This window comes from Methylomonas paludis, from assembly GCF_018734325.1.
Taxonomy (GTDB): Bacteria; Pseudomonadota; Gammaproteobacteria; order Methylococcales; family Methylomonadaceae; genus Methylomonas; species Methylomonas paludis.
Window position 1 is genome coordinate 1364564 of sequence record NZ_CP073754.1, and the last position, 23929, is coordinate 1388492.

Consider the following 23929-nt stretch of genomic DNA (forward strand, 5'->3'; position numbering starts at 1 on the left):
GAAAGAAATCGCAGGCTATAAAAAGTAGGATGTGCTGAACGCAGTGAAGCGCATCAATCGCGCACGATGCGCCACCAGCGTCGGCATAGCCTCTGGCCCTGCCGAAGTAAGCACTAATGGTAGCTGAAAGAAATCGCAGGCTATAAAAAGTAGGATGTGCTAAACGCAGTGCAGCGCATCAATCGCGAACACAACAGCAGCTTGGCCGTACAGAGCATGGGTATTTTACAATTCGGCTGATATAATGGCTTTAACTAATTAATGTGTAATGGAGAATGATCATGAAATTCAATAAAACCTATCTGGCTTTGGCAATGTCGGCGTTTATTTTGACCGCTTGCGGCTCGTCTGACGAAACCGACAATCTGGCTGATACTTCCCAAGGTACTGATGCTTCTACCAGCGGTTTGTCCGATGGTTCATTGTCCGGCAACCAGTATGGTTCTTCTTCCGGTCTGGCATCCGGTTTAGGCCCTGAATTCAGTGATCCGAGCAATCCTTTGTCAAAACGGGTGATTTACTTTGAACTGGACAGCAGCCAAATCAAACAGGAGTTTGTGCCGGTGGTCGCCGCTCATGCCAATTATTTGCAATCGCATCCATCGCAACATGTGATTCTGGCCGGTCATGCCGACGAAAGAGGCTCCAGCGAATACAATATCGCGCTGGGTGAACAACGGGCCAAATCGGTGGAAAGACTGTTCAGAGCCCAAGGTGTTGGTGCATCACAACTGGAAATTGTCAGCTACGGTGAAGAAAAACCCGCCGCTGCCGGCCATGATGAATCGTCATGGAGCTTGAACCGTCGCGTGGAAGTAGGTTATCAATGAGGCAGTCGGCATTAGTAGCCCTGAGCGCAGTTGCGCTGATTTTCGGGACTACTGCCGCCACTGCGGCAGATGATGGTGCAGGGGTTCAGCAACCGGTACGCACACTGACTGATAGCGGTGTTTACGATATTTTGAGCCGTATCGAGCAATTGCAGAATGAAGTTCAGCAATTGCGCGGTGTGGTGGAAGAACAGTCGCAAACCATCGCCGATTTACAGCGCAAGCAGGCTAATATGTACACCGATCTGGACAGTAGAGTTCAGGGCTTGACCCCGGCCGCTGCGTCAGCCAGTGGCGCTGCGGCAGCGGCTGTACCCGGTGCGGTACTGCCCGGTACGCCGGCAGCGCCTGCAGTTACCGCACCGGCAACACCCGCCTTTCCGGTGGCTGCACCTGCAACTGCCGGTATTGTCGCGCCGCCTGCAACTACGCCGGCAGCGTCGGCACCGGTCAGTGCCGCCAATGAAAGAGATCGTTATCAGTTGGCTTATGAGACTTTGCGTAGTGGCCGTAACGAACAGGCCGTTAAGCAGTTTGAAGCGCTGCTGGTGGATTATCCGCGCGGTGAATACGCCGATAATGCCCAATACTGGCTGGGCGAAGCCTATAAGGTTAATCGGGAGACCGATAAGGCCAGAGCCGCATTTACCAAAGTGCTGACCCAGTATCCCAATAGCTATAAGGCGCCGGATGCTTTGCTGAAGCTGGGCTATATCGAGTTTGAACTGCAAAACATGGTCAAGGCCAGAGAAATTTTTAATCGGGTGATCAGCACCTATCCCGGCACCCCGGCTGAACATCTGGCTAGCAAAAAACTGGCGCAGATTCCCTGATAGCCGGATAATTGCCGCGATTGGATTTTACTCATCGAGGCTGGTAGTCGGCCAATCTGATACCACGTAGGATGCGCTGAACGCAGTGATGCGCATCAATCGCGCACGATACGCTGCCGGAGTTGGCGCACTACCGGGCCGAGCGCTTGTTTAGCCGGTCATCGACATTTTGCGCAGAGTTATGGAACATTCCTTACGAATTACTGAAATCTTTTATTCGCTGCAAGGCGAAAGTAACACAGTGGGCCTGCCTACCGTGTTTATCCGCCTGACCGGCTGTCCATTGCGCTGCGTTTATTGCGATACCGCCTATGCTTTTACCGGTGGTGAACGCCGTTCGGTGGCGGATATTATTGCCGAAGTGCAAACCTACCGTACCCGTCATGTCTGTGTCACCGGCGGCGAACCGCTGGCTCAGCCCGCTTGTCTGGTTTTGCTCAGCGCTTTGGCTGAGCTGGGCTATCAGGTGTCGCTGGAAACCAGTGGCGCTCTGGATGTGGCCGGTGTTGACCCGCGCGTGGCCAAGGTCATGGATTTAAAAACCCCTGGTTCCGGCGAATTGGCCCGCAACCGTTATGAAAATCTGGCTTTACTGACGGCTCAGGATCAACTGAAGTTTGTGATTGCCGATGTCGCCGATTATGAATGGTCCAAGCAGATGCTGCTGGATCACCAGTTGCCGGAACGCTGCCAGATTCTGTTTTCACCGGTGATGGATGTAATGTCTGCCACCGAATTAGCCGAACGCATTCTGGCCGATCAATTGCCGGTGCGCTTTCAGATTCAACTTCATAAATATCTGTGGAATGATGCAAGAGGAAAATAAGTCCCATCAGCCAGCCGCCATTGTCCTGCTGTCCGGTGGCCTGGATTCCATAACCGTACTGGCATTGGCTCGCCGGCAAGGCTATGCCTGTTATGCCCTGAGTTTTGATTACGGCCAGCGCCATAACGCCGAACTGGCCGCCGCCCAGGCCATTGCTGAACAGTATGGGGTGATCGAACACAAAGTTTTGCAATTGGGCCTGAACAGTTTTGGCGGCTCGGCACTGACCGATGCCAATATCGCCGTGCCCACCGTGGCGCAGACCGGTATTCCGGTGACTTATGTGCCGGCCCGCAACACCATCTTTCTGGCCTGCGCTCTGGGCTGGGCGGAAGTTGTGCAGGCCAGGGATGTGTTTATCGGCGTCAATGCGGTGGATTTTTCCGGCTATCCGGATTGCCGCCCGGAGTTTATCCAGGCTTTTCAGGATATGGCCAATCTGGCCACCAAAGCCGGGGTGGAAGGCCGGAAAATTCAGATACACACGCCGTTAATCTCACTAAGCAAAGCCGAAATCATCCGCCAGGGCCTGGCCCTGGGTGTGGATTATGCGCTGACAGTGTCCTGCTATTCGGCTGATCCGCAGGGTTGGGCTTGTGGCAAGTGTGACGCCTGCCGGTTAAGGGCAGAAGGTTTCCGGCAATTGGGCGTGGCTGATCCGACTAGGTATGTGGCTGCTTGAGCGGGTTTTAGCCGTTAATGCTGTGATGGGCCTTACAAATCTATTTTTGCCGGCTCATGGGTTTTAAGCCTATCATGTAACGCTAAATTCATACGTGTTTGCCAACCCTTGCCGGTTGCCTTAAATGCCGCGACAACATCGGCATCATATCGAACTGTCAAAGCTAATTTTGGGCGGCTGGTGACTGGCCGGCCACGGCGGATTAAATGTTTACCAACAAATTCATCGGCCTGTTCCAAAAAATCGGCCGTCAATTCAGGCGCGTCATCAGAGTCAAGCCAGGTATTTTGCATGGCGGGTTTGTTCTTGTTCATTTGCTTTCTTTCGCGCCAATCCCGTAGCCTGGATGCAGCGCAGCGGAATCCGGGAATCGAAGCTAACTTACTCTTCGCGGCTAAAACCAAGCATTAAAGCAGACATAGTTTTACCCTAAGCAATCCAAAACCTGTCTTGCCGCCAATCCCGTAGCCTGGATGCAGCGCAGCGGAATCCGGGAATCGAAGCCAATCCACTTTCCACAGCCTAAACCAATCATTAAGGCATCGTTGTTATCCAAGCCCCATTAATTTTAAAACCCAAAATCACGCCGGTTTAAAGTCAATATCCGCACCGACAGGCGAGACACCCTCATTCTTGCCAATCCCGTAGCCTGGATGCAGCGCAGCGGAATCCGGGAATCGAAGCTAACTTACTCTTCGTGGCTAAAACCAAGCATTAAAGCCGACATAGTTTCACCCTAAGCAATCCAAAACCTGTCTTGCCGCCAATCCCGTAGCCTAGATGCAGCGCAGCGGAATCCGGGAATCGAAGCCAATCCGCTTTCCACAGCCTAAACCAATCATTAAGGCATCGTTGTTATCCAAGCCCCATTAATTTTAAAACCCAAAGTCACGCCGGTTTAATGTCAATATCCGCACCGACAGGCGAGACACCCTCATTCGCGCCAATCCCGTAGCCTGGATGCAGCGCAGCGGAATCCGGGAATCGCAGCCAATCCGCTTTCCACAGCCTAAACCAATCATTAAGGCATCGTTGTTATCCAAGCCCCATTAATTTTAAAACCCAAAATCACGCCAGTTTAAAGTCAATATCCGCACCGACAGGCGAGACACCCTCATTCGCGCCAATCCCGTAGCCTGGATGCAGCGCAGCGGAATCCGGGAATCGAAGCCAATCCACTTTCCACAGCCTAAACCAATCATTAAGGCATCGTTTTTATCTAAGCCCCATTAATTTTAAAACCCAAAATCACGCCGGTTTAAAGTCAATATCCGCACCGGCCAAGGAAATATTTTCTTTGAATTTACATCTGCTTATGGCAGATTGGTACGTTAGCGCACATTTTATTGTCGGCTTATCTTGCCGATATCTGTTCAGCAAGCGCTAATCTGATAAATTGAAACATCGGCTCAGAAATGAGATTATAGTTATTTGCTAACTTCAGCATTGACCTGCCCAATAATAGATTTTCCCCAACGGGTTTTACCGGTCTTGAACCTCCTGGGATGAGATACTATGCAATGAGCTGTGCTAAAGCTCGGAAATGTACCTCAAACTGGTTTCCGTAAGGGGTTTTACTCTTAACTAACCATCATGAATGAGAATAAAACAATGAAATCCGCAGATGCGGTCGAATCTGATTCGACGTTGAAAATCGGTGGATTGAATGCTGCCAATCAACCGAATCAGGTGTGGCGAGTGCTGATCGTGGATGGTAGTGCCGCAGATCGTGCCGAACTGAAACAAATGCTGCTGTGCGGATCAAACCGGCTTTACCAGTTGAACGAAGTCGAAACCGGGGCGGCCTGTCTGCAAATCTGTCTGGAAAGCAATGATAATCGGCCTGATTGCGTGATTCTGGATGACCACTTGTCCGATTACACTGCCGAGGAAATTTTGTTTGCGCTGGGTGGTGCGGATGCTCCCTGCTGCCCGATATTAGTCTTGACCGAAAGCTCAAGACAGATAAATAGCAGCACCATATTGAAACAGGGCGCACAGGACTTTATTCACAAGAACTGGCTTAATCCAGAGAGTCTGGCTCGGGCCGTGGAAAATACCATCGAGCGGTTTTGGCTTAACCAGGAACTCAAATCCAGCCATAGGCGGTTTAAGGCTTATTTGGAAAACAGTGCCTTGATTGCCTGGATGAAAGATGAACATGGCCGCTTTAACTACTTGAGCCAAAATTTCGAAATACGTTTCAATGCTCGTCTTGAAGACTGGAAAGGTAAAACCGATTACGATTTTTGGCCGGAAGATATGGCCGATAAATTCCGCCAAAACGATTTAGAGGTGCTCAATACTGCCCAGCCTCTGGAGTTGGTGGAACAAGCATTGAATACGGACGGCAGCATTAGTTGGTGGCTGGTTTCCAAATTTCCTTTTAAGGGACCAACAGGCAGTATGTTCGTCGGCGGTATGGCGGTGGATATCACTGAGCGCAAGCAGGCCGAGTTAGCGCTGGCAGAGAGTGAAGAGTTTAATCGCAGTGTGCTGGAAAATAGTGCGGATTGTATAAAAGTGATCGATCGGGCCGGAAATGTCATCCTGATGAACAGGCAAGGGCAATCCGCGATGGAGGTCGATGATCCAGCACACATTTTAGGCAAACCCTGGGTCGGTTTATGGCCTGAGTCTAGCCAGACGCTGGTTGAAAATGCCCTGGAAACCGCGCGCCTGAGAGGCAAAGCTCAATTCCAGGGTTTTCGCCCCACCGCCAAAAACACCCCCAAGTGGTGGGATGTGGTGGTGACGGTGGTATTGGATTCTGCTGGTCTGCCCAAGCGCTTTATTTCAATTTCCAGGGATATCACCGAGCGCAAGCAGGCAGAGGATAGGCTGCGTTTGGCCGCCGAGGCTGATGCCTTTTTTATTGCGTTGTCTGATGCCCTGCGTTCACTTTCAGATCCTGAATTGATCCAGGCCAAAGCCACTCGGTTGCTGGGTGAATTCTTGCGGGCCGACCGGGTACATTATGCGGAAGTCATTGAAAACGGAGCGACCGGCCTGGTCAGCGTGGATTATTGCGCTAGAGTGGAATGCTGTCCCGGCACGGATCACTGCGCCAGTGCGGATTACTGTACTAGCAGGGATTGTTGCCCCGGTTTGTCCAGTGTGGTGGGACGCCACCATTTAGACGATTACGGGCCGGTAGCGATGGCGGAAATTCGGGCTGGCCGCACGTTGGTGATTGCCAACGTCGTCGAAGATAAGCGCCTGACTGCCGAAGAAAAAATTCTGACAGCCAAACTCGGTATTGGCGCTTATGTGCTGGTGCCGCTGGTGAAAAGTTTTCAGCTGGTTGCCTTACTTGCGGTACATCAGATCCAGCCGCGTAACTGGACTAATGCCGAGATCGATCAAATACAAGAAACGGCTAATCGCACCTGGGAAGCGGTTGAGCGTGGCCTGATTCTGAATAAATTGCGCGCCAGCGAGACCCGACTGGCGGCGATTGTGCAGCAGGCCACTGCCGGTTTGGTGGAAACCGATTTATCAGGGCGGATTATTCTGGTAAATGACCACTTCTGCGAGATTGTGGGCCGTCCCCGTAAGGAATTGATGAGCTTGCGTTGGCAGGACATCGCTTATCAGGATGATATAGCGGTATCCGTGGCACTGTTTCAGCAATGTGTCTCTGAAGGCAGCGATTTTACTCTCGAGACCCGTTACCTGCGTCCGAATGGCGACATCGTCTGGGTAAGTAATAAGGTGTCCTTGCTGCGTGGCACCAACGGCCAGATCATTAGCGCCTTGGCGGTGTCGTTCGACATTAGTGAACGTAAGCGCAACGATATGCTATTGAGTGAACAAGCCAAATTATTGAATGAAAACGACAAGCGCAAGGACGAGTTTCTGGCCATGCTGGCCCATGAGCTGCGTAATCCCTTGGCGCCGATCCGCAATGCCGTGGAAATTCTGAAAATAGCAGAGGCTGCCCCCGCCAGAGTCAATTGGTGTACTGATATCATCGAACGCCAGGTCAATCATTTGATTGGACTGGTTGATGACTTATTGGATGTCTCGCGTATTAATCGCGGTTTGATTGTGCTGAAAAAAGAAATCCTGGAAATCCAGGACATTATTAAGCCGGCCTTGGAAACCAATCAACCGCTGCTCGACAAGCGCAGACAAAAATTCAGCATGACGCTGCCGGCAAAACCGGTGTGGATAGCAGGCGACCGGATTCGGCTGGCGCAAATCTTAATGAATTTAATCAACAACGCCGCCAAGTATACCCAGGAACAAGGCGAAATCAGGCTTAGCGTCGAGACCTCCGACCACAAGGTCTTGATACGGGTAAGCGACAATGGCTTTGGCATTGATCAAGCCGCTATTCCCTATGTGTTCAATCTGTTTTATCAGGTTGAGCATAATCTTGATCATTCCCAGGGCGGATTAGGCATAGGCTTGTCTCTGGTGCGGCGGCTGGTTGAAATGCATGATGGTGATATCCAGGCTTTCAGCGCCGGTAAGGATCAAGGCAGCGAATTTGTCATCAGTCTGCCTCGGGTTATTCCCAACGCAACTACCGCAACGGTATTAACTGCGCCGCTTGCTGCATCAAGCCGGAAACTCGGTATTTTAGTGGTCGACGACAATCACGATATCGCCGAAACCCTGGCGGCACTGTTAGAGATAGATGGCTATCAGGTGTGGATAGCAAATGATGGCCCCAGCGCAATAGCGCTTGCCCAAACCGAGCTGCCGGATGTCATTCTGCTGGATATCGGCTTGCCGGGAATGAGCGGTTATGAAGTGGCGCAAACGCTACGCCAAAACAGTCGATTGGCGGTTACCCTGCTGATTGCCATGTCGGGCTATGGTCAGTTTGATGATAAGGAAAAATCGCGTGTTGCCGGAATCAATGCCCATCTGGTCAAGCCGGTTGATTATGAAATCATCCGCAAAATGCTGCTTAATTATCATGCCGGCTAAGGCCAATTAACTGATTTGCCAAGCAAGTAGCCTGGATGCAGCGCAGCGGAATCCGGGAATCGCAGCTAATTTACTCTCCGCAGCTTAAACCAAGCATTAAGGCGACCCTAATTCCCCCAAGGCACTGCCCCCCTCTGGCAGTATAATAAGCTCAATCTGCCTGTCATACTGCCGAACCAAATCTTATGAATCATTCCGAACTACACCTGTTACCACGCCGGCAAATGCCTGGTTTTCCCGGTTGGCTGGCCGCTTTGGGGCCGGGGGTGGTGTGGATGGCCTTGGCGCAGGGCAGCGGCGAACTGATCTGGTGGCCGTATATGGTGGCCAAATACGGACTGACTTTCTTATGGCTGCTGGCTCCGGCCTGTTTGCTGCAATATCCCTTGAATCTGGAAATAGGCCGTTACACGCTGTTGACCGGGGAAAGCATTTTTCGCGGCTTTATTCGTCTGCATCGTGGCTTTGCGGTGTTTTTATGGTTGTTGATGACAGTATCGTTTTTGTGGTTTGGCGCCTTTGCCTCGGCCGGCGGCACTGCCATGGCGGCCTTGAGCCATTGGCCAAGCGGCTGGTCGCCGCGTGCCCAAAGCCTGTTCTGGGGCTATGTTTCCATCGCTGTGTTTCTGATTGCCATCCTCAGCAGCGGCGTGGTGTACACCCTGATTGAACGCTTTATGAAGCTGGTGGCGGTGGTCACAGTGTTTGGTTTATTGTCTGCCTGTCTGAATAGCGATGTACTAAACGCCTTGCCGGAATTTGCCCAGGGTTTGCTGGGGCCGGTGGCCGCCATCCCCCGGCCCTGGGATGATCATGATGCCAGCAAATTGCTGACCGCCATCACCTTTGCCGGTTTGGGCGGCTTCTGGATTTTGTTTTACTCGTACTGGTTGCGTGACAAGGGCGCCGGTATGGCCGGTCTGGTCGGGCGCATCACCGGGCTGGGCGGTGCCGAAGAAGCGGTGCTCAGCGACGGCTATCTGCCGCAGGACGATGCCGTCGGTGCAGGCCATTGGCAAACCTGGCGGCAGTTTTTGCGTGCCGATATTATGATAGGCATTCTCGGCAATCTGTTCACCACCTTAATGACCTGTCTGCTGGCTTATGCCTTGCTGTTCCCCAAAGGCCTGTTGCCTCAGGAATACGAACTGGCCGTGGTGCAAAGCCAGTTTTTTGCCGCCAGTTGGGGCGAAGCCGGTCGGCTGTTGTTTCTGGTGGTAGCGGCAGCGTTTCTTACCGACACCTGGCTGGCCACTGCCGATGCGGTGAGTCGCATCCAGGCCGATATCGTGCTGACCCTGTTTCCCAAAGCCCGCCGCTTTGCCGCCCGGCAATGGTATTATCTGTTTCTGGCCCTGCTGACGATTATTACCGGCTTTACCATGCAGCTGGATGCGCCGGGGCCGTTAATCCTGACCAGCGCGGTGATCGGTTTTGCCGGCACCATTGTGTTTCCGGTGGTGTTGTATCTGCTGAATTACCGGCTGCTGCCCGTTCATCTGCCGCACTGGGCCAGGCCCCAGCGTCAACCCTGGCTGCTGGGCCTGAGTTTTGTGGTGTATCTGCTGCTGGCGGCGCTGTATGTTAACGCCTCCTTTAAACTTTTCTGAGCGCTTGCCATGATATTACCCAGCGAATTCGTCAACTGGTTCCGGGCTTCTTCACCGTATATCCACGCCCATCGCAATCGCACTTTTGTGATTTTTTTCAGCGGTCAGGCCGTTACCGATCCGGATTTTGACAAACTGATACAGGATCTGGCTCTGTTAAAAAGCTTGGGCGTGCGGCTGGTACTGGTACACGGCATCCGCCGCCAGATAGATGAGCGCTTGCAGCAGCAGGGCGATACCCCCAAGTTTCATCATCATTTACGCATTACCGATGCCGCCACCCTGCAATATGTCAAACAGACTGCCGGTTTGGTGCGAATAGAAATTGAAGCCTTACTTTCTATGGGGGTGTCCGGTTCGCCAATGGCCGGCGCCAAGGTGCGGGTGGCTTCCGGCAATTATGTTACCGCCCAGCCCTTGGGGGTGCTGGACGGCATAGACTACGGTTACACCGGCAAAGTCCGTCGCATCGACAGCGAAGGCATCAAACAACAACTGCAACAGCATAATGTGGTGCTGATCTCGCCTTTGGGTTATTCGCCCAGCGGCGAAGTTTTTAATCTGTCCGCCGCCGAAGTAGCCACAGAAGTGGCCATCGCTCTGCAAGCCGATAAATTAATTTTGCTCACAGAACAAAGCTGTGTTTTACCGGTATTTAACACCCCGATTCTGCAACTCACCACCGATCAGGCCGACAGCCTACTCCAGCAAACACCGGGCTTGCCGGATGTCATGGCCCGCGCCTTGCGCGCCGCCATGCAAAGCTGCAAGCAAGGCGTAGCCCGCGCCCACCTGATCAACCGCCAGGTGGACGGCGCGTTATTGCTGGAATTGTTCACCCGCGACGGCATCGGCACCCTGGTCAGCGCCAACCCCTACGAAACCACCCGCCCGGCCACGCTGGACGACATCGGCGGCATCATGGATTTAATCAAGCCGCTGGAACAGCAGGGTATCCTGGTGAAACGCTCACGGGAAAAGCTGGAAATGGACATCGACGAATATATCGTCAGCGAACGCGATGGCCTGATCATCGCATGCACCGCGCTACAGCCCTATGCCGACCACAACGCCGAAATCGCCTGTCTGGCGGTGCACCCCGATTATCAGAACAGCCAGCGCGGCAACAACCTGCTGGAGCATTTGTTTCAGCAGGCCAAAGCCCAGGGTATCCAACGCCTGTACGTCAGAACCACCCAGACTTTGCACTGGTTTGTGGAACGGGGCTTTGTGGCATGTGAGCTGGCCGACGCCCCCCAGGCCATGCAGGCGGCTTATAACTATCAGCGTAATTCTCGGGTGTTGGTTAAGGGGGTGGAGTAGGTGGTTGTTTTGTCCTATTTAAAACTAATAGTCGGGTACAGCTCCGAAAACTGAAAACTCTCAGCGCGGTGTCGACGCAGCTAGGTTCGCTCCGGGTGGAAATGCCAATGCTGATCAAAAACTCATACCTGAATCCGTGACTTTAAATCACAAGAATTCCTCTATCCGAATGATTTAAAAGGCATAATTTGATAAAATAGGCTCAATATAATTTCACCCATTGAGTGAGCCATGGAACATTTTATCCTTGAACAATCCGAAACGGAAATTTATACCAGCCATTCTGGGTTAGCCTTAGTGGGTTTATGCCTAAACCAATACGGCAAACTTAATCAAGCGCTGAAAAGCGGTATACCACTGCGGCACGGCATAGCGCACAGCGACATTATCAAATCCTATATGGGGACCTTATGCTTAGGGAAAAGCGACTTTGAAGCCATTGAAAACTATCGTCACGACTTGTATTTCAAATCATCCCTATCAATTAAGCAAGTGCCTTCAACCGCACGCCTCAGACAGCGCCTGGATGAGCAAGCCGAAGCATTATTGCCCATTGTCTATAACAGCAATATCGACTTCATGGTTGAGGCACAAGTCCCCGTCACCCCCTTAAAAACCGGCCATGTGGCACTGGATATGGATGTCTACCCCATGAATAACGAGAAGACCCGCAAGGAAGGCATCTCCAGAACCTACAAAGGCTATGACGGTTACGCACCGATAGCCGCTTATTTGGGTAACGAAGGCTGGTGTTTGACCAATGAACTCAGAGTGGGCAAACAGCATTGCCAATCCGAATTTCAATATACCCTGGAACGCGTCATTCCTGCCGCCAAACGTCTGACCGATAAGCCATTGCTGGTACGCCTGGATAGCGGTCATGATGCACTGGATACCCGCATCTGGCTGAGCGGTGACGAGCAAGTCGATTTCATTGTGAAATGGAATCCGCGCAAACAAGACGTTGAAACCTGGTTAGCGCAAGCCGAACAAAAAGGTCAATGGACAAGTCCACGAGAAGGCAAGCGCGTTGCGCTGTTCAGCGTGGAAGAGCAACAGACCCGTAGCGATAAAACCTATCGCTTCCGCCGCGTCATGCAAATCACCGAACGCACCACCACGGCCAGCGGCCAAATGCTGTTGATACCCGACATCGAAATCGAAGGTTGGTGGACTTCCCTGGATCAATCGCACTACGATGACGCCCACATCATCGCCCTGTACCGGGATCATGCCACTGCCGAACAATTTCACAGTGAATTCAAAACTGATCTGGACATTGAGCGCTTGCCGTCCGGCAAATTTGCCACCAACGATCTGATTATGACCTTGAGCGCCTACAGCTACAACATTTTGCGCTGGATCGGCCTGATAGGCTTACTCGGCGACATCAGTCCCGTTAGACACCCTGCCAAACGGCGGCGCATCAAAACGGTTATGCAGGAACTCATGTACCTAGCTGCGAGGGTCATCCGAACCGGCCGCCGCCTGAAACTGCGGTTTTCCGCTGCCTGCACTGGCTTTAAGGCTTTCGAGGCTACCTATGCTAAATTAGCCGCCAGCTAATCCAAATCCACCCAGTTAATACCGGCGACACCTGCCGCCGCGGGCGGAGACTTGCCAACAGAAAATAAATGACGCATATTCAGCCAATAATTGCCGGAAAATACCCACGAATGGAATGGCCAAACTATTTTCCCTCTGGAAATTGAACAAATTGACGGCTATTTTTTAAATGAGCACAGATGAATTTCATTGCTGGATTCTGAAAAAGGATGCGCGTGTAGTGAACTTGAAGTACATGAGTTTTTAGCTCATTTTGTGCTTTTGGATTTTGATTTTCTGCATCTTGGTGCTACCGATTCACCTATGGTGGTCACACAGCTGCAGAATTGTCTTGCTTCAGATCAATCTGAGCAAGCACCTCTGCTTTGGACTACTTTTCGGCAAATGGCAAGGGACTCTGCTGCGAAATCTGGAGAATTTGATCGCCCGCTTAGTTCGGGATCTTTGCGGTATAGTTTAGGGTGGGCAGGGGGAGCGCGGGAAAGCTTACTTCTTTTGTCTGCCGGAATAGATAAACGCCGACACCATGCTGACTAAAGTGGTTCCACCAATAGCGGAAGCTGAAACTTCATGGCCGCCTATACTGGCTAACCAGATAGCACCTGCCAGACCACCAGCAGCAATCAAAAATGCGCAAAAAACACCTACAAGTCGTTCAATAAAAACATAGGTGTTTATCCGTTTGGCTTGTTCTCTTCTGGCTGTGGATTCGGCTTCAGTTTGTTGGAAAATCCAGTCCACTTTATCTGGCCGTATGGCATGCAGGCGCTCAATCTGCGCGATTGGAACTATAGGTGAGTCACTTTCGTGATCATGTAGAGTAAGTTCATTATTGCCAGACTTGGCCTTAATCTGTCTCTGTCTGCCCATATTTTCTTAGGGATGTCTGTAGGTCTTTGCCAATATTGCGGAAATCTTTTTGCATTGCCAAAGCATCCGCATAAAAACCGCCGCCGGTTGGATGCGAGTAATTTCGGGGTTGTGAAGGGAAAAACCGACCAAACCCAGCCAAGACGTTGCTAAGAAATGAATTTGCTGATTTCTTTTTGTAAGTTTTGAATCTGGTTTTTTGTAATGTGCTAATTCTGCGGCTTTTCATTTCACATCATCCAGAAATTGACCAATTTGAGCGCTGTTCAAGACTCTTTATACACAGTTTGGCTAAAATTTTCCAGTCTGGGTAGGATGCGGTGATGAACGAACGGTATCATAACGCTTGATTTCGCCTTCAGGAATCTCGAATTCTGGTTAAGATTACACCAATTGTCTGGATAAAATCCACTTTTACCAATGCACTAAGGGCTGGAATATCGTTCATCAGCTGTATTGGGCAAATCCATGTTTGCGCGATGCCAATGATTTGTGCTGGCAATAATACCTGTCCAGTTTGTTTGGGTCTGGTACTCAAAAGATGCGCTGCCCGTTGGTTGGCACATCCTATGTGTCTGGTTCGGTTATGGCATAGCAAAAGGTATAATCGGAATAGATCGATAGCCATTTTATAGGGTAGACAAGAGTGTCAAAAGGTGTTGAAAGTTGTAGTATCCATACCTATTAGCGAGTATTATCCTGCCACTACAGGCGGTGACAGTCGCCATGAGTTTGGGAAGTTTTTTCCTGGATTTGAAAAACGTCAGGAGTGTCAACATGGCTTTCGACAATACAGTGATTTTGGTGGTTTTCTTGCTGGTGATATTGATTTCGATGTCACTGCGTATTGTCAAGGAATATGACCGGGGGGTGATTTTTTTTCTGGGTAAGGTGACTGGGGTGCGTGGGCCGGGGTTGATTATCCTGATTCCGATTCTGGAGCAGATGACCAAGACTACGCTGCGAACCATTACCATGAATATCCCGTCGCAGAAGATTATCACCAAGGACAATGTGTCTATCGATATTGCGGCGGTGGCTTATTACAAGATTGTTGATCCTATCAAGTCGGTGGTGGCCATTGAGGATATCACCAACGCGGTGAATCAGATCAGCCAGACCACGGTGCGTAATGTGGTTGGTCAGTTTTCGCTGGATCAGTTGCTGTCCAAGACCATAGATATTAATCTGCAGATCAAAAATGTGATTGATGGGCATACTGAGCCTTGGGGGGCCGAGGTTACGGCTGTGGAGATTAAGGATATTATGTTGCCGGAAAATATGCAGCGGGCGATGGCCAAAGAGGCGGAAGCGGAGCGTGAACGGCGGGCCAAAATTGTTGCTGCCGAGGGCGAGTTTCAGGCCGCGGTTAAGCTGGGTGAGGCTGCCGATATCATTGCTTTACATCCAGTGGCGCTGCAGTTGCGTACGCTGCAGACCATGGCCGAGATTGCCACGGAAAAAAATTCCACCATTATCTTTCCCGCCCAGTTCATGACCACCGTACAGGAAGCGATTTCGACTATCAAGCAGGATACCAATCACAGTTAGCCATCCTGACTGGGCGCAAAACGCTGCCCAGCTTTGGCGGGCGCGGGTTGGTGTTAAACCGGCCGGCAGTGCTGATCTGCGTAGCCAGTTACCGGCATTTAGTGTAAACTTTACCGGTATATCCCGGTTTCCGGCCATTAATTCAGCTTAAATCCCGCCATGCTCAACCACGATGAAAAACGCGATTTTGCGCGTATGGAAATACAGTGTGAGCTAAAGTATCGATTGGCAGATAGCCCTGAGCAACATATCGGTCGCTGTAAAACCCTGAGTGCCGCCGGCATTTCGTTTAACGCCGACCATTTTGTGGAGTCGGGTTTAGCCATGGAGGTGAGCATACGCCAATGTCTGACGGCGCCAGAACTCACGGCTTTTATTGAAGTGGTGCGTTGCGTTAAACAGCCCAGTGACGATTTTGTGATTGCAGCTGTGATCAGAAGCATCAAAGGCAATTAAATCCCAAGACAAGGCCGCCGTCTGGAAGCGGTTTAATATGTATATTATTACTAAAGAAGTTTATTTTTGTTACGGTCACCGGCTGATGAATCATGCCGGCAAATGCCGTAATCTGCACGGTCACAGTGTCAAAGCCAGTATTTCCATTAAACAGCAAACGCTTAATGAGCAGGCTATGGTTTGTGATTTTGCTGATGTTAAAGCCTGTGTGGATGGTTTTATCAATAAGGTGCTGGATCATAATTTTCTGCTGCATAAAGATGATCCGATTATCCCGGCTCTGGTGGCTAATCAGGAGCAATTCCTGGCGCTGGATGAACATCCAACCGCTGAGGTGTTGAGTAAAATGATTTTCCAGCACGTCAAACAGCAGGGTTTTAATGTTGATCAAGTGGTGCTGTGGGAAACCGCCAGTGCCTGCGCTTGCTACCGGGAAGACTGAATGGGTCAGCTCACTCCGGTCAATACTGCATTTTGTCTGGAACAGCTGTGCGAATCCAACTACCGCAAGCTGTTCCGGTTGATTCCGGATTTACGCAGTTTTGCAGATGCGGCGGTGGGCTATACCGATCGGCAGCCGGCTTTGTATCTGGATGTACTGGAACGAAATCCTTATACCTTGACCATTAGTCTTAGCCATTGTTTTGGCCGCACGCTTAATGAGTTGCTGGAGCCGGCGGTCAAAATCCGGGTTTATCTGGATGCTCAGGTAGCTGAAGTGATCCGCGATCATGCCCGCCCGGATGTCAGTACGGTGATTAAAGATCCCGGCAGCAGCCTGGAGATTAGGGACTATAAATGGCGGCTGAATTATTTTCTGGAAAAATGGCTGGATCATTGTTTAAAAACCGATTACCGGTTTGACAGTGTGACGGCTATGCCGCGTCAGGCAATGTGAAACTGCTCCAGCTACTTTGGCACCAATCCTGTTCTAAAACACCTAAGTCTGCCACATCAATCCAGCCCTGACACAGCGTAACAAACCGTAACTGTATGCGCCGTTAAAATGCTCGAATACGGGTTTTAAGGCCGGTTTTTGCTGGTCGGTGAGGTTTTTGATGGCTTGGCTGATGCTTGCCAGTTCGTCGGCTGGTAAATTCACTACCTCAGTTAAGGGCAGCGTCCCGGTTTCCAGGTATTTAACCAGATGATTGTAAATGGTATCTTCTTTCAGATTGCGGCTGGCGGCGATTTTGGCGACGCTATAACCCAGCCGGAACAGGTCCAGGGTTTCCTGATGGGTATCGCCCACCGGGCTGGCTTCGCCGGGGGCAAATTCGCTTAATACCGCCAGAAACTCAGCGCCATAAGCTTCCAGCTTGCGTTCACCCACCCCGGAAATCATGCCCAGTTCGCGGCGGTTTTTGGGTCTGGCTTCCACCATAGCCATCAGGGTGGCATCGTGAAAAATCACATAAGGCGGCACATCCTGGCGGTCTGCTATCTCACGGCGTTTAGTGCGCAAAGCCTGCCATAAGGCGTTGTCGGGCTGATTGTGCGCTGAGGATTCGGCCTTGTTTTTGGCGGTGAGGCTGTCTTTGCGCAGCATCAGGGTTTGTTCGCCGCGCAACACGGCCCGGCAGGCATCGGTCAGTTTCAGGCCGCCAAAGCCGCTGAAATCCACTTCCACCAGGGATTTGGCCACCAGTTGCCGAAATACGGAGCGCCACTGTTTTTCATCCAGCTGTTTGCCGATGCCAAAGGTGGATTGCTGGTCGTGACCAAACTGTTTGATGCGCGGATCACTGCTGCGGCCCAGCAGCACATCGATCAGATAACTGACACCAAAGCGCTGGCCGGTACGATAAATGGCCGATAAGGCTTGCTGGGCGGCAACGCTGCCGTCCCAGGTGTCCGCCGGTTCCAGGCAGGCATCGCAATTACCGCAGGGTTGGCTTAGCGCTTCGCCGAAATAGTCCAGCAAGGCCTGACGCCGGCAGTTGACCATTTCACATAAGGCCAGCATGGCTTCCAGTTTGTGCAATTCCACGCGCTTATGAGTGGCATCGGCATTGGAGGCCGATAGCATTTCCCGCAAGGTCAGTACATCTTGCAAGCCATAAACCATCCAGGCATTTGCGGCCAGCCCATCACGCCCGGCCCGGCCGGTTTCCTGATAATAGGCTTCTATACTTTTGGGCAAATCCAGATGAGCGACAAAACGCACGTTGGGTTTGTCTATGCCCATGCCGAAGGCAATGGTGGCGACGATAATCAAGCCGTCTTCCATCAAAAACTGGTGTTGATTGCGGCGGCGCACATCATGGCTGAGGCCGGCGTGATAGGGCAGGGCGCGCAAGCCCTGCTGGTTGAGCCATTCTGCGGTGTCTTCCACCTTTTTGCGTGACAGACAATAGACGATGCCGGTATCGCTGCGGTGCTCGGCGCGGATGAAGCTTAGCAGCTGCTGGCGTGGATTCTGTTTCAGGACGATGCGGTAACGGATGTTGGGACGGTCGAAGCTGCTGATGAACACCTGGGCTTGTTCCAGGGCCAGCCGCTGGATAATTTCCTGGCGGGTGCGTTCGTCGGCGGTGGCGGTCAGGGCGATGCGCGGTACGTTGGGGAATTGCTGGTGGAGGATGCTGAGTTGCAGATAATCGGCGCGGAAGTCATGGCCCCATTGCGATACGCAATGGGCTTCGTCGATGGCGAACAGGGCGATTTTGCAGCGGCTCAGCAAGGCCAGGGTGCGGGGATTGCTGAGCCGTTCCGGGGCGATGTACAGTAAATCACAGCATCCATCCAGCAATTGCTGCTCAATATTGCGTATTTCCCCTATATCTAGTGTGGAATTAAGGAATGCCGCTTTTACACCTAGCTGGTGCAGGGCGCTGACCTGATCTTCCATCAGCGCGATCAGCGGCGAAATGACCACGCCTACTCCATCAAGAATCAGTGCCGGTAACTGGTAACACAAAGACTTGCCGCCGCCGGTCGGCATTAGTACCAAGGCATCGCGGCCCTGGCATAAGGCTTCTATAATCGGCTGTTGCGGGCCGCGAAAGCTGGTATAGCCGAATACGCTGCGCAGTGTGTGTAAAGCCTGTTCAAGCGGCATGGTGGTCTGTTTGGTTCAATAGGGTTTAATCCGGCTCCTGGCCTGGGGGGGTTAACACGGTATTCACCGGTGGTTTGCTGTCGTCGGGCAGGGGGTAGTCCTGGGTAAAATGCAGGCCCCGGCTTTCCTTGCGTTGCTGGGCGCAGCGGATGATTAATTCGGCGACGATGACCAGATTGCGCAGTTCCAGCAAATCGCTGGTGACGCGGAACTGGCCGTAATATTCGGCAATTTCGGCTTTGAGCATGATTACCCGGTTCATGGCGCGTTCCAGGCGTTTATTGGTGCGGACGATGCCGACATAATCCCACATGGAGCGGCGCAACTCGTCCCAGTTATGGGCGATCAGCACTTCCTCGTCGGAGTCGCTGACCTGGGATTCGTCCCAGTCCGGCAAACGTACCGGTGCCGGCATGTCGGCAAAGCGGCGGCGGATATCCAGATTGGCTTGCTCGGCAAACACCAGACATTCCAGCAAGGAATTGCTGGCCATGCGGTTGGCGCCGTGCAGTCCGGTGCAGGCCACTTCACCGACCGCGTATAAACCGGGGATATCGGTGCGGGCATTGGCATCGGTCAGTACCCCGCCGCAGGTGTAATGGGCTGCCGGTACCACCGGGATGGGTTGCTGGGCTATGTCGATATCCAGCTCCAGGCATTGCATATAGATGGTCGGAAAATGTTTTTTAATAAAATCGCGGGGCTGATGACTGATGTCCAGATAGACGCAGTCGATGCCGTGCTTTTTGATTTCGCTGTCGATGGCGCGGGCCACAATATCGCGCGGGGCCAGTTCCATGCGTTGATCGTAGCGGCGCATAAAGCGCTCGCCGTTGGGCAAAATCAAATGGCCGCCTTCACCTCGTACCGCCTCGCTGATTAAAAACGAGTGGGCGCTGGGGTGATATAGACAGGTGGGATGAAACTGCATAAACTCCATATTGGCCACCCGGCAGCCGGCCCGCCAGGCCAGGGCAATGCCGTCACCGGAAGAGGTGTGCGGATTGGTGGAATACAGATAAACTTTGTTCGCGCCGCCGGTGGCCAGCACCACGATGCGGGCGGCGATGGACTCGATGCGACCGCTGCGGCTGTCCAGCACATAAGCGCCGCGGATGGCGGCCTGGCTTTCGCCCAGCTTGGCGGCGGTGATTAATTCCACCACATTGTGATATTCCAGCAGGGTAATATTGGGATGGATTTTAGCCCGTTCTATCAGCGATAAAGACACCGCTTTGCCGGTGGCGTCGTCGGTATGTACAATACGCCGATGGGAATGGCCGCCCTCGCGGTTGAGGTGTAATTGTTTTTCGCCGCTGGCCGACAGGCGCTCGGTAAAATGGACGCCTTGATGGCGCAGCCATTCGATATTTTCCCGGCCATGCACCACGGTCAGCCGCACAATTTCCGGATCGCATAAGCCGGCCCCGGCCACCAAGGTATCTTCGATATGCGAGGCAATTGAGTCGTGTTTGTCGTCAAACACGGCAGAAATACCGCCTTGTGCATAAAAAGTGCTACACTCGGTGAGGGCGAACTTGGACAGGACGGCTACTTTATAGGTATCTGCCAGCCTGAGCGCCAGACTTAATCCGGCACCACCGCTACCGGCAATCAGAATATCGAAATACTGTTGATCCACTGCAGAAGAATAGGCTTTGCTCAAGGTTAGGCACTGATTTGAATGGTTGAAACAGGTCGTGGATAATAACTTGTTTTGCGGCGATGTGAATTTTTTTTGTCATAACCGAACTTATGCTGTTTAATTCTGTCTAGACTACTAAATAAAAACACGCAGTGAACGAACAGACAAACCATAGCGAAGAATTGGATCAGGAGTTGGTACGCCGCGTACAGCGTGGTGACAAAACTGCTTTTGATCAACTGGTCATCAAGTATCAGCATAGGATAGTGCATCTGGTAAACCGTTATGTCAAAGATCCTACCGAAGCCGAAGATGTGGCTCAGGATACTTTTATCAAAGCATATCGGGCGCTGGCCGACTTTCGGGGGGAGAGCGCGTTTTACACTTGGCTGTACCGGATTGCCATCAATACGGCCAAAAACTACCTGTTGTCGCGTTCCCGCCGGCAATTTGATTACGAAATCGATGTTCAGGATGCCGAGCAGGTGGAAAACGCGCCTCAGCTTAAAGATCTGGACTCGCCTGATAATCTGCTGATGAATCAGGAAATACTGGAGGTCATTAATCTGGCCATAGAAAAACTGCCCGAAGAAATGCGTATTGCTATCACGCTGCGCGAATTTGAAGGCATGAGTTATGAGGAAATTGCCGAAGCAATGGATTGTCCTATCGGCACAGTGCGTTCCCGCATTTTTCGGGCTCGGGAAGCCATAGACGAAAAACTACAGCCATTGCTCAACTAATTAGGTGTTTTGATGCAAGAAATCAACCAAAAAATATCGCTGCTGATCGACGACGAACTGGATAGCCGTCAGGCCCAGCGCCTGTTGCAGGAAATTCAGCACGATCCTGAACTGCAAGCTACGCTGCAACGCTATCAACTGCTGGGGCAGGCGCTTAAGTACAAACAGTGTCAGGTGCTGGATAAACAGTTCGCGGCCAAGATTCATCAACAAATCAGCCAGGAACCCAGCTATCTGCTGCCCAGCGCCAAACCTGCCAGTGTGGCTAAGCCTTACCGCTTCCCTGTGCAAAAAGCCGGTCTGGCTTTGGCGGCCTCTATTTTGCTGGCCATTATGTGGTTGACCAGCAATCAGGCTTATCAGCAGGCTCCCTTACCTTCATTGGTGTTTATGGCTCCGCAGCAGGACGTGCCGGCCGGTATGAGTCCACGTCTCAACGAATATCTGCAAGCCCACGATAATACCTTGTACAGCAGCCAGGCCGGCCGGGTGCAACCTTATGCACGCGTGGTCGGCTTTCACCAGGAATAACCGTGTTTCTACGCAGCTTAGCTTTGGCCTTGATTACCTGCTCGGCGCTGGCTGAAGATCAACAGCCCAGTGCTGCAGCCTGGTTGAATAATATGATACATGCCATGAAGACCCTTAATTATCAGGGCACTGTGGTGTTTGTGAAAAACGGCCAGCTGGATACCATGGTGTACCGGCACAGTATCGTCAACGGGGTGGAACAGGAGCGGCTGAGTTCGCTGAATTCGCCGTTGCGTGAGGTAACCCGCAAATCCAGCGAAGTCAGTTGTTTTTTTAAGGAAACCAGTCAAAAAATCATTAATCACCATCCCATAGACAGTTCATTCATCATCAATTTGCCCAGCGACAGTGCCGATCTGGATAAGCTTTATACGCTGAGTAATGTGGGTCAGGAATCGATTGCCATGCTGCCGGCTCAGATTGTGGAAATCAAGCCTGTGGATCAATTGCGTTATGCCCGGAAAATCTGGATAGAAACTCAGCATTACCTGCCGTTAAAAACTGAAGTTTATAATCCTGACGGGGAAATTCTGGAACAGGTGGTGTTTACTGATCTGAAATTCAGCAACGGCACCGAAGTTGATGCGGCTGAAAGTCAGGATAACGCTAATGTGCATATCAAGCATATTCATGCCAGTCAGGCCGAACCGCTGGAAAATGCGCCGTTCATTTTGAAAAACTGGCCGGCTGGTTTTAAGACGGTGTTTTTTATTCGCAACTCTTTGCAAGCTTCGCAAAAAGCGGTGGATCATTTGCTGATCAGTGATGGATTTTCTACCGTATCGGTTTATCTGGAACCTAAAACCGAGCAGGGTGTGCAGGGTTTGCACAGTTTGGGTATGGTGAATTCTTATAGCAAGGTGATAGCCGATTCGCAAATCACGGTGCTGGGTGAAGTGCCGGCGCAAACCGTGGAAACCATTGCTCAGGGTATTGTGTTGCGGTAGTAGATGGATTTTGCTGGCCTTGGTTTGATTAAGGCTGTGCGGTGAAATCCTCGTTCCACTGCGTTGCATCGAGGCTACGGGTGGCGTTAGGCAGGCTGTGATGATGCGCTACACGGCGTTTAGCACATCCTACTACCGGGAATCTAGGCCAAGCATACGGCGCATACGCTACGCTATGATGCCCCTGCAATCGGCTGGGTTGATGGGGCTTATGGCCTTTGAATAGTTACTAATAATGTTATGGCAGCAAAACTCTGTTCATTCGCGAGTTTAATTGATCCGATTCAACTGGATGAGTTTTTCTCCCTCTTTTGGGAGAAAAAACCGCTGCATATCAAGCGCTCCGATGAATTGTTCTATAACGAGTTAATCAGCTTAAATAATGTGCAGTCGGCCTTGTCGTATGGTGGTCTGCGTTATCCTGCCATACAATTATCCAAAAATGGCGGTTTTTTACATCCTGATGTTTTTTGTACGGATATTCGCTCAGGCGACATAGTCTTTAATGGTGTACCGGACCTGAATAAACTTCAAGCTGAATATAAATCCGGAGCAACGCTTTCACTACCGGGTTTTAATCGGGCTTGGCAGCCATTAATGGCCTTGGCGGCAACGGTCGAAGAGTATTTAAGTCATGCGGTGCATACTAATATCTACATCACTCCCGGAAATGCATTGGGATTTACCCCGCACTACGATGCGCATGAGGTTTTTATTCTGCAGATTTCCGGTGCCAAACACTGGAAGATCTATGATCCACCCCTAAATTTACCACATCACAGTCAGGCTTTTAAACCTGATATGCTGACTTCCTCGCTGCCAATTATGGAGCTTGATTTGGCACCCGGTGATCTATTGTACTTACCCAGGGGCTTTGTTCATGTGGCAAATACTTTAGATGATGCTTCCATGCATGTCACGCTGGGCGTAACAGTCTATACCTATGTAGAGCTAATCAGCGCATGGGGGCAGTCGAGTAAAAATGAATTGGCTATTCGCAAAGCCTTACCTCCCGGTTTTGCCAATCATCCTGAATTGCAAGCAGATATTGAGGCGGAGTTTTCCCGGTTGTTAGCAGAGTTCAAGCAAAAGCTGGAGGCAAAACAGCTGGTCGATGGTTTTTTTCAGCGCGTCAGAGCGGGTTATCCAGGGCGAAGTAAAGTTCGGCCGGAGCTGGAGTTGAATGTTTCGGTGATAAACCCGGCTACTCAATTAAAAACATTAGCTGCCGGTCTTTATACGATCGCGGAAGAAAATGAAAATATTGTCTTAAAATTTGCTGACAAGACGATGGTTATGTCTAAGCGCGCACGTCCTTTACTTGATGAGATGGCTAAGCGAATATCATTTCAACCAGTGGAATTAGTTTGTGATTTAAGGGAGGATACAAAATTGACCCTGATACGGCATCTGTATCAGGAGGGGTTTTTATGGTTGTGTCAATGAAGTTGCCCGGTGGGTTGTGATGGGTCAATACTTTTTGGGACGCGCCATTAAGTTGTTTTTCTTGTTTT

The 23929-nt window shown here is 51.3% G+C and carries 21 protein-coding genes; 16 read left to right on the forward strand and 5 right to left on the reverse strand.

What is annotated here, in order from left to right; translation table 11 throughout:
- Positions 1-281: 281 nt before the first annotated feature.
- The 4 genes from pal (at position 282) to queC (ending at position 3171) form a co-directional block, all read left to right on the forward strand.
- Complete coding sequence (gene pal / locus KEF85_RS06280; protein ID WP_215584130.1) at positions 282-830, forward strand: peptidoglycan-associated lipoprotein Pal; 549 nt, start codon at positions 282-284, stop codon at positions 828-830.
- Entirely contained in the window at positions 827-1663 is an 837-nt protein-coding gene (gene ybgF / locus KEF85_RS06285; RefSeq protein ID WP_215584139.1) for a tol-pal system protein YbgF, read from the forward strand. The genes pal and ybgF overlap by 4 nt, the downstream gene beginning before the upstream one ends.
- Before the next feature lie 181 nt (positions 1664-1844).
- Positions 1845-2489 carry a 7-carboxy-7-deazaguanine synthase QueE gene (gene queE / locus KEF85_RS06290; protein ID WP_215584141.1) on the forward strand — a complete coding sequence of 215 codons (645 nt, stop codon included), beginning with the start codon at positions 1845-1847 and terminating at the stop codon, positions 2487-2489.
- Positions 2470-3171: a 7-cyano-7-deazaguanine synthase QueC gene (gene queC, locus KEF85_RS06295; protein ID WP_246535054.1), complete on the forward strand. Its 702-nt coding sequence runs from the start codon at positions 2470-2472 to the stop codon at positions 3169-3171. The genes queE and queC overlap by 20 nt, the downstream gene beginning before the upstream one ends.
- Positions 3172-3203: 32 nt before the next feature.
- On the opposite strand, the gene KEF85_RS06300 is transcribed toward queC, so the two are convergent.
- Entirely contained in the window at positions 3204-3485 is a 282-nt protein-coding gene (locus tag KEF85_RS06300) for a BrnA antitoxin family protein (RefSeq protein ID WP_246535055.1), read from the reverse strand.
- Positions 3486-4782: 1297 nt separating this feature from the next.
- On the opposite strand from KEF85_RS06300, the gene KEF85_RS06305 reads away from it, so the two are divergent.
- The 4 genes from KEF85_RS06305 to KEF85_RS06320 all read left to right on the forward strand — a co-directional run bounded on the left by KEF85_RS06305 (position 4783) and on the right by KEF85_RS06320 (position 12611).
- A complete protein-coding gene (locus tag KEF85_RS06305) occupies positions 4783-8112 on the forward strand; it encodes a PAS domain S-box protein (RefSeq protein ID WP_215584142.1) in 3330 nt (1109 codons plus the stop codon).
- A 185-nt stretch (positions 8113-8297) separates the two neighbouring features.
- On the forward strand, positions 8298-9722 hold the full coding sequence (locus KEF85_RS06310) for an Nramp family divalent metal transporter (RefSeq protein ID WP_246535056.1): 1425 nt from the start codon (positions 8298-8300) through the stop codon (positions 9720-9722).
- Positions 9723-9731: 9 nt separating this feature from the next.
- A complete protein-coding gene (gene argA / locus KEF85_RS06315; RefSeq protein WP_215584144.1) occupies positions 9732-11045 on the forward strand; it encodes an amino-acid N-acetyltransferase in 1314 nt (437 codons plus the stop codon).
- A gap of 231 nt (positions 11046-11276) precedes the next feature.
- Positions 11277-12611, forward strand: coding sequence for an IS1380 family transposase (locus KEF85_RS06320; RefSeq protein WP_215584146.1), 1335 nt, complete (start codon positions 11277-11279; stop codon positions 12609-12611).
- 486 nt (positions 12612-13097) lie between these two features.
- Here the strand turns inward: KEF85_RS06320 and KEF85_RS06325 are convergent, their stop codons facing one another.
- Both KEF85_RS06325 and KEF85_RS06330 read right to left on the reverse strand, forming a co-directional pair.
- Positions 13098-13481, reverse strand: coding sequence for a hypothetical protein (locus KEF85_RS06325; protein WP_215584148.1), 384 nt, complete (start codon positions 13479-13481; stop codon positions 13098-13100).
- Positions 13459-13710, reverse strand: a complete 252-nt coding sequence (locus tag KEF85_RS06330) for a hypothetical protein (protein ID WP_215584149.1) — start codon at positions 13708-13710, stop codon at positions 13459-13461. Before KEF85_RS06330 ends, KEF85_RS06325 begins: the two co-directional genes overlap by 23 nt.
- 497 nt (positions 13711-14207) lie before the next feature.
- On the opposite strand from KEF85_RS06330, the gene KEF85_RS06335 reads away from it, so the two are divergent.
- From KEF85_RS06335 to KEF85_RS06350, 4 genes are all read left to right on the forward strand, one after another.
- Entirely contained in the window at positions 14208-15032 is an 825-nt protein-coding gene (locus KEF85_RS06335; RefSeq protein ID WP_246535057.1) for an SPFH domain-containing protein, read from the forward strand.
- Positions 15033-15191: 159 nt separating this feature from the next.
- Positions 15192-15488, forward strand: a complete 297-nt coding sequence (locus KEF85_RS06340; RefSeq protein WP_215584158.1) for a PilZ domain-containing protein — start codon at positions 15192-15194, stop codon at positions 15486-15488.
- Positions 15489-15525: 37 nt separating this feature from the next.
- A complete protein-coding gene (locus tag KEF85_RS06345) occupies positions 15526-15930 on the forward strand; it encodes a 6-pyruvoyl trahydropterin synthase family protein (protein ID WP_215584160.1) in 405 nt (134 codons plus the stop codon).
- The gene (locus KEF85_RS06350) at positions 15931-16386 is read left to right on the forward strand and encodes a DUF1249 domain-containing protein (RefSeq protein WP_215584162.1); all 456 of its coding nucleotides are present in this window, start codon (positions 15931-15933) and stop codon (positions 16384-16386) included.
- A 42-nt stretch (positions 16387-16428) separates the two neighbouring features.
- Here KEF85_RS06350 and recQ read toward each other — a convergent pair whose 3' ends face one another.
- The gene (gene recQ / locus KEF85_RS06355; protein WP_215584164.1) at positions 16429-18549 is read right to left on the reverse strand and encodes a DNA helicase RecQ; all 2121 of its coding nucleotides are present in this window, start codon (positions 18547-18549) and stop codon (positions 16429-16431) included.
- A 25-nt stretch (positions 18550-18574) separates the two neighbouring features.
- The gene (gene nadB, locus KEF85_RS06360; protein ID WP_425515593.1) at positions 18575-20215 is read right to left on the reverse strand and encodes an L-aspartate oxidase; all 1641 of its coding nucleotides are present in this window, start codon (positions 20213-20215) and stop codon (positions 18575-18577) included.
- A gap of 131 nt (positions 20216-20346) precedes the next feature.
- Here nadB and rpoE point away from each other — a divergent pair, with 131 nt between their 5' ends.
- The 4 genes from rpoE (at position 20347) to KEF85_RS06380 (ending at position 23861) form a co-directional block, all read left to right on the forward strand.
- On the forward strand, positions 20347-20937 hold the full coding sequence (gene rpoE / locus KEF85_RS06365) for an RNA polymerase sigma factor RpoE (RefSeq protein WP_215584165.1): 591 nt from the start codon (positions 20347-20349) through the stop codon (positions 20935-20937).
- A gap of 12 nt (positions 20938-20949) precedes the next feature.
- Positions 20950-21468, forward strand: a complete 519-nt coding sequence (locus tag KEF85_RS06370; protein ID WP_215584167.1) for a sigma-E factor negative regulatory protein — start codon at positions 20950-20952, stop codon at positions 21466-21468.
- Positions 21469-21470: 2 nt separating this feature from the next.
- Positions 21471-22415, forward strand: a complete 945-nt coding sequence (locus KEF85_RS06375) for a MucB/RseB C-terminal domain-containing protein (protein ID WP_246535058.1) — start codon at positions 21471-21473, stop codon at positions 22413-22415.
- Between the two features lie 240 nt (positions 22416-22655).
- Entirely contained in the window at positions 22656-23861 is a 1206-nt protein-coding gene (locus KEF85_RS06380; protein WP_215584169.1) for a cupin domain-containing protein, read from the forward strand.
- Positions 23862-23929: the final 68 nt, after the last annotated feature.

Excerpts from the sequence above, each read along its gene's own strand:
- pal (WP_215584130.1), top strand. The coding sequence starts at position 282 with ATGAAATTCAATAAAACCTATCTGGCTTTGGCAATGTCGGCGTTTATT.
- ybgF (WP_215584139.1), top strand. The coding sequence starts at position 827 with ATGAGGCAGTCGGCATTAGTAGCCCTGAGCGCAGTTGCGCTGATTTTC.
- queE (WP_215584141.1), top strand. The coding sequence starts at position 1,845 with ATGGAACATTCCTTACGAATTACTGAAATCTTTTATTCGCTGCAAGGC.
- queC (WP_246535054.1), top strand. The coding sequence starts at position 2,470 with ATGATGCAAGAGGAAAATAAGTCCCATCAGCCAGCCGCCATTGTCCTG.
- KEF85_RS06300 (WP_246535055.1), bottom strand. The coding sequence starts at position 3,485 with ATGAACAAGAACAAACCCGCCATGCAAAATACCTGGCTTGACTCTGAT.
- KEF85_RS06305 (WP_215584142.1), top strand. The coding sequence starts at position 4,783 with ATGAAATCCGCAGATGCGGTCGAATCTGATTCGACGTTGAAAATCGGT.
- KEF85_RS06310 (WP_246535056.1), top strand. The coding sequence starts at position 8,298 with ATGAATCATTCCGAACTACACCTGTTACCACGCCGGCAAATGCCTGGT.
- argA (WP_215584144.1), top strand. The coding sequence starts at position 9,732 with ATGATATTACCCAGCGAATTCGTCAACTGGTTCCGGGCTTCTTCACCG.
- KEF85_RS06320 (WP_215584146.1), top strand. The coding sequence starts at position 11,277 with ATGGAACATTTTATCCTTGAACAATCCGAAACGGAAATTTATACCAGC.
- KEF85_RS06325 (WP_215584148.1), bottom strand. The coding sequence starts at position 13,481 with ATGGGCAGACAGAGACAGATTAAGGCCAAGTCTGGCAATAATGAACTT.
- KEF85_RS06330 (WP_215584149.1), bottom strand. The coding sequence starts at position 13,710 with ATGAAAAGCCGCAGAATTAGCACATTACAAAAAACCAGATTCAAAACT.
- KEF85_RS06335 (WP_246535057.1), top strand. The coding sequence starts at position 14,208 with ATGAGTTTGGGAAGTTTTTTCCTGGATTTGAAAAACGTCAGGAGTGTC.
- KEF85_RS06340 (WP_215584158.1), top strand. The coding sequence starts at position 15,192 with ATGCTCAACCACGATGAAAAACGCGATTTTGCGCGTATGGAAATACAG.
- KEF85_RS06345 (WP_215584160.1), top strand. The coding sequence starts at position 15,526 with ATGTATATTATTACTAAAGAAGTTTATTTTTGTTACGGTCACCGGCTG.
- KEF85_RS06350 (WP_215584162.1), top strand. The coding sequence starts at position 15,931 with ATGGGTCAGCTCACTCCGGTCAATACTGCATTTTGTCTGGAACAGCTG.
- recQ (WP_215584164.1), bottom strand. The coding sequence starts at position 18,549 with ATGCCGCTTGAACAGGCTTTACACACACTGCGCAGCGTATTCGGCTAT.
- KEF85_RS06370 (WP_215584167.1), top strand. The coding sequence starts at position 20,950 with ATGCAAGAAATCAACCAAAAAATATCGCTGCTGATCGACGACGAACTG.
- KEF85_RS06380 (WP_215584169.1), top strand. The coding sequence starts at position 22,656 with ATGGCAGCAAAACTCTGTTCATTCGCGAGTTTAATTGATCCGATTCAA.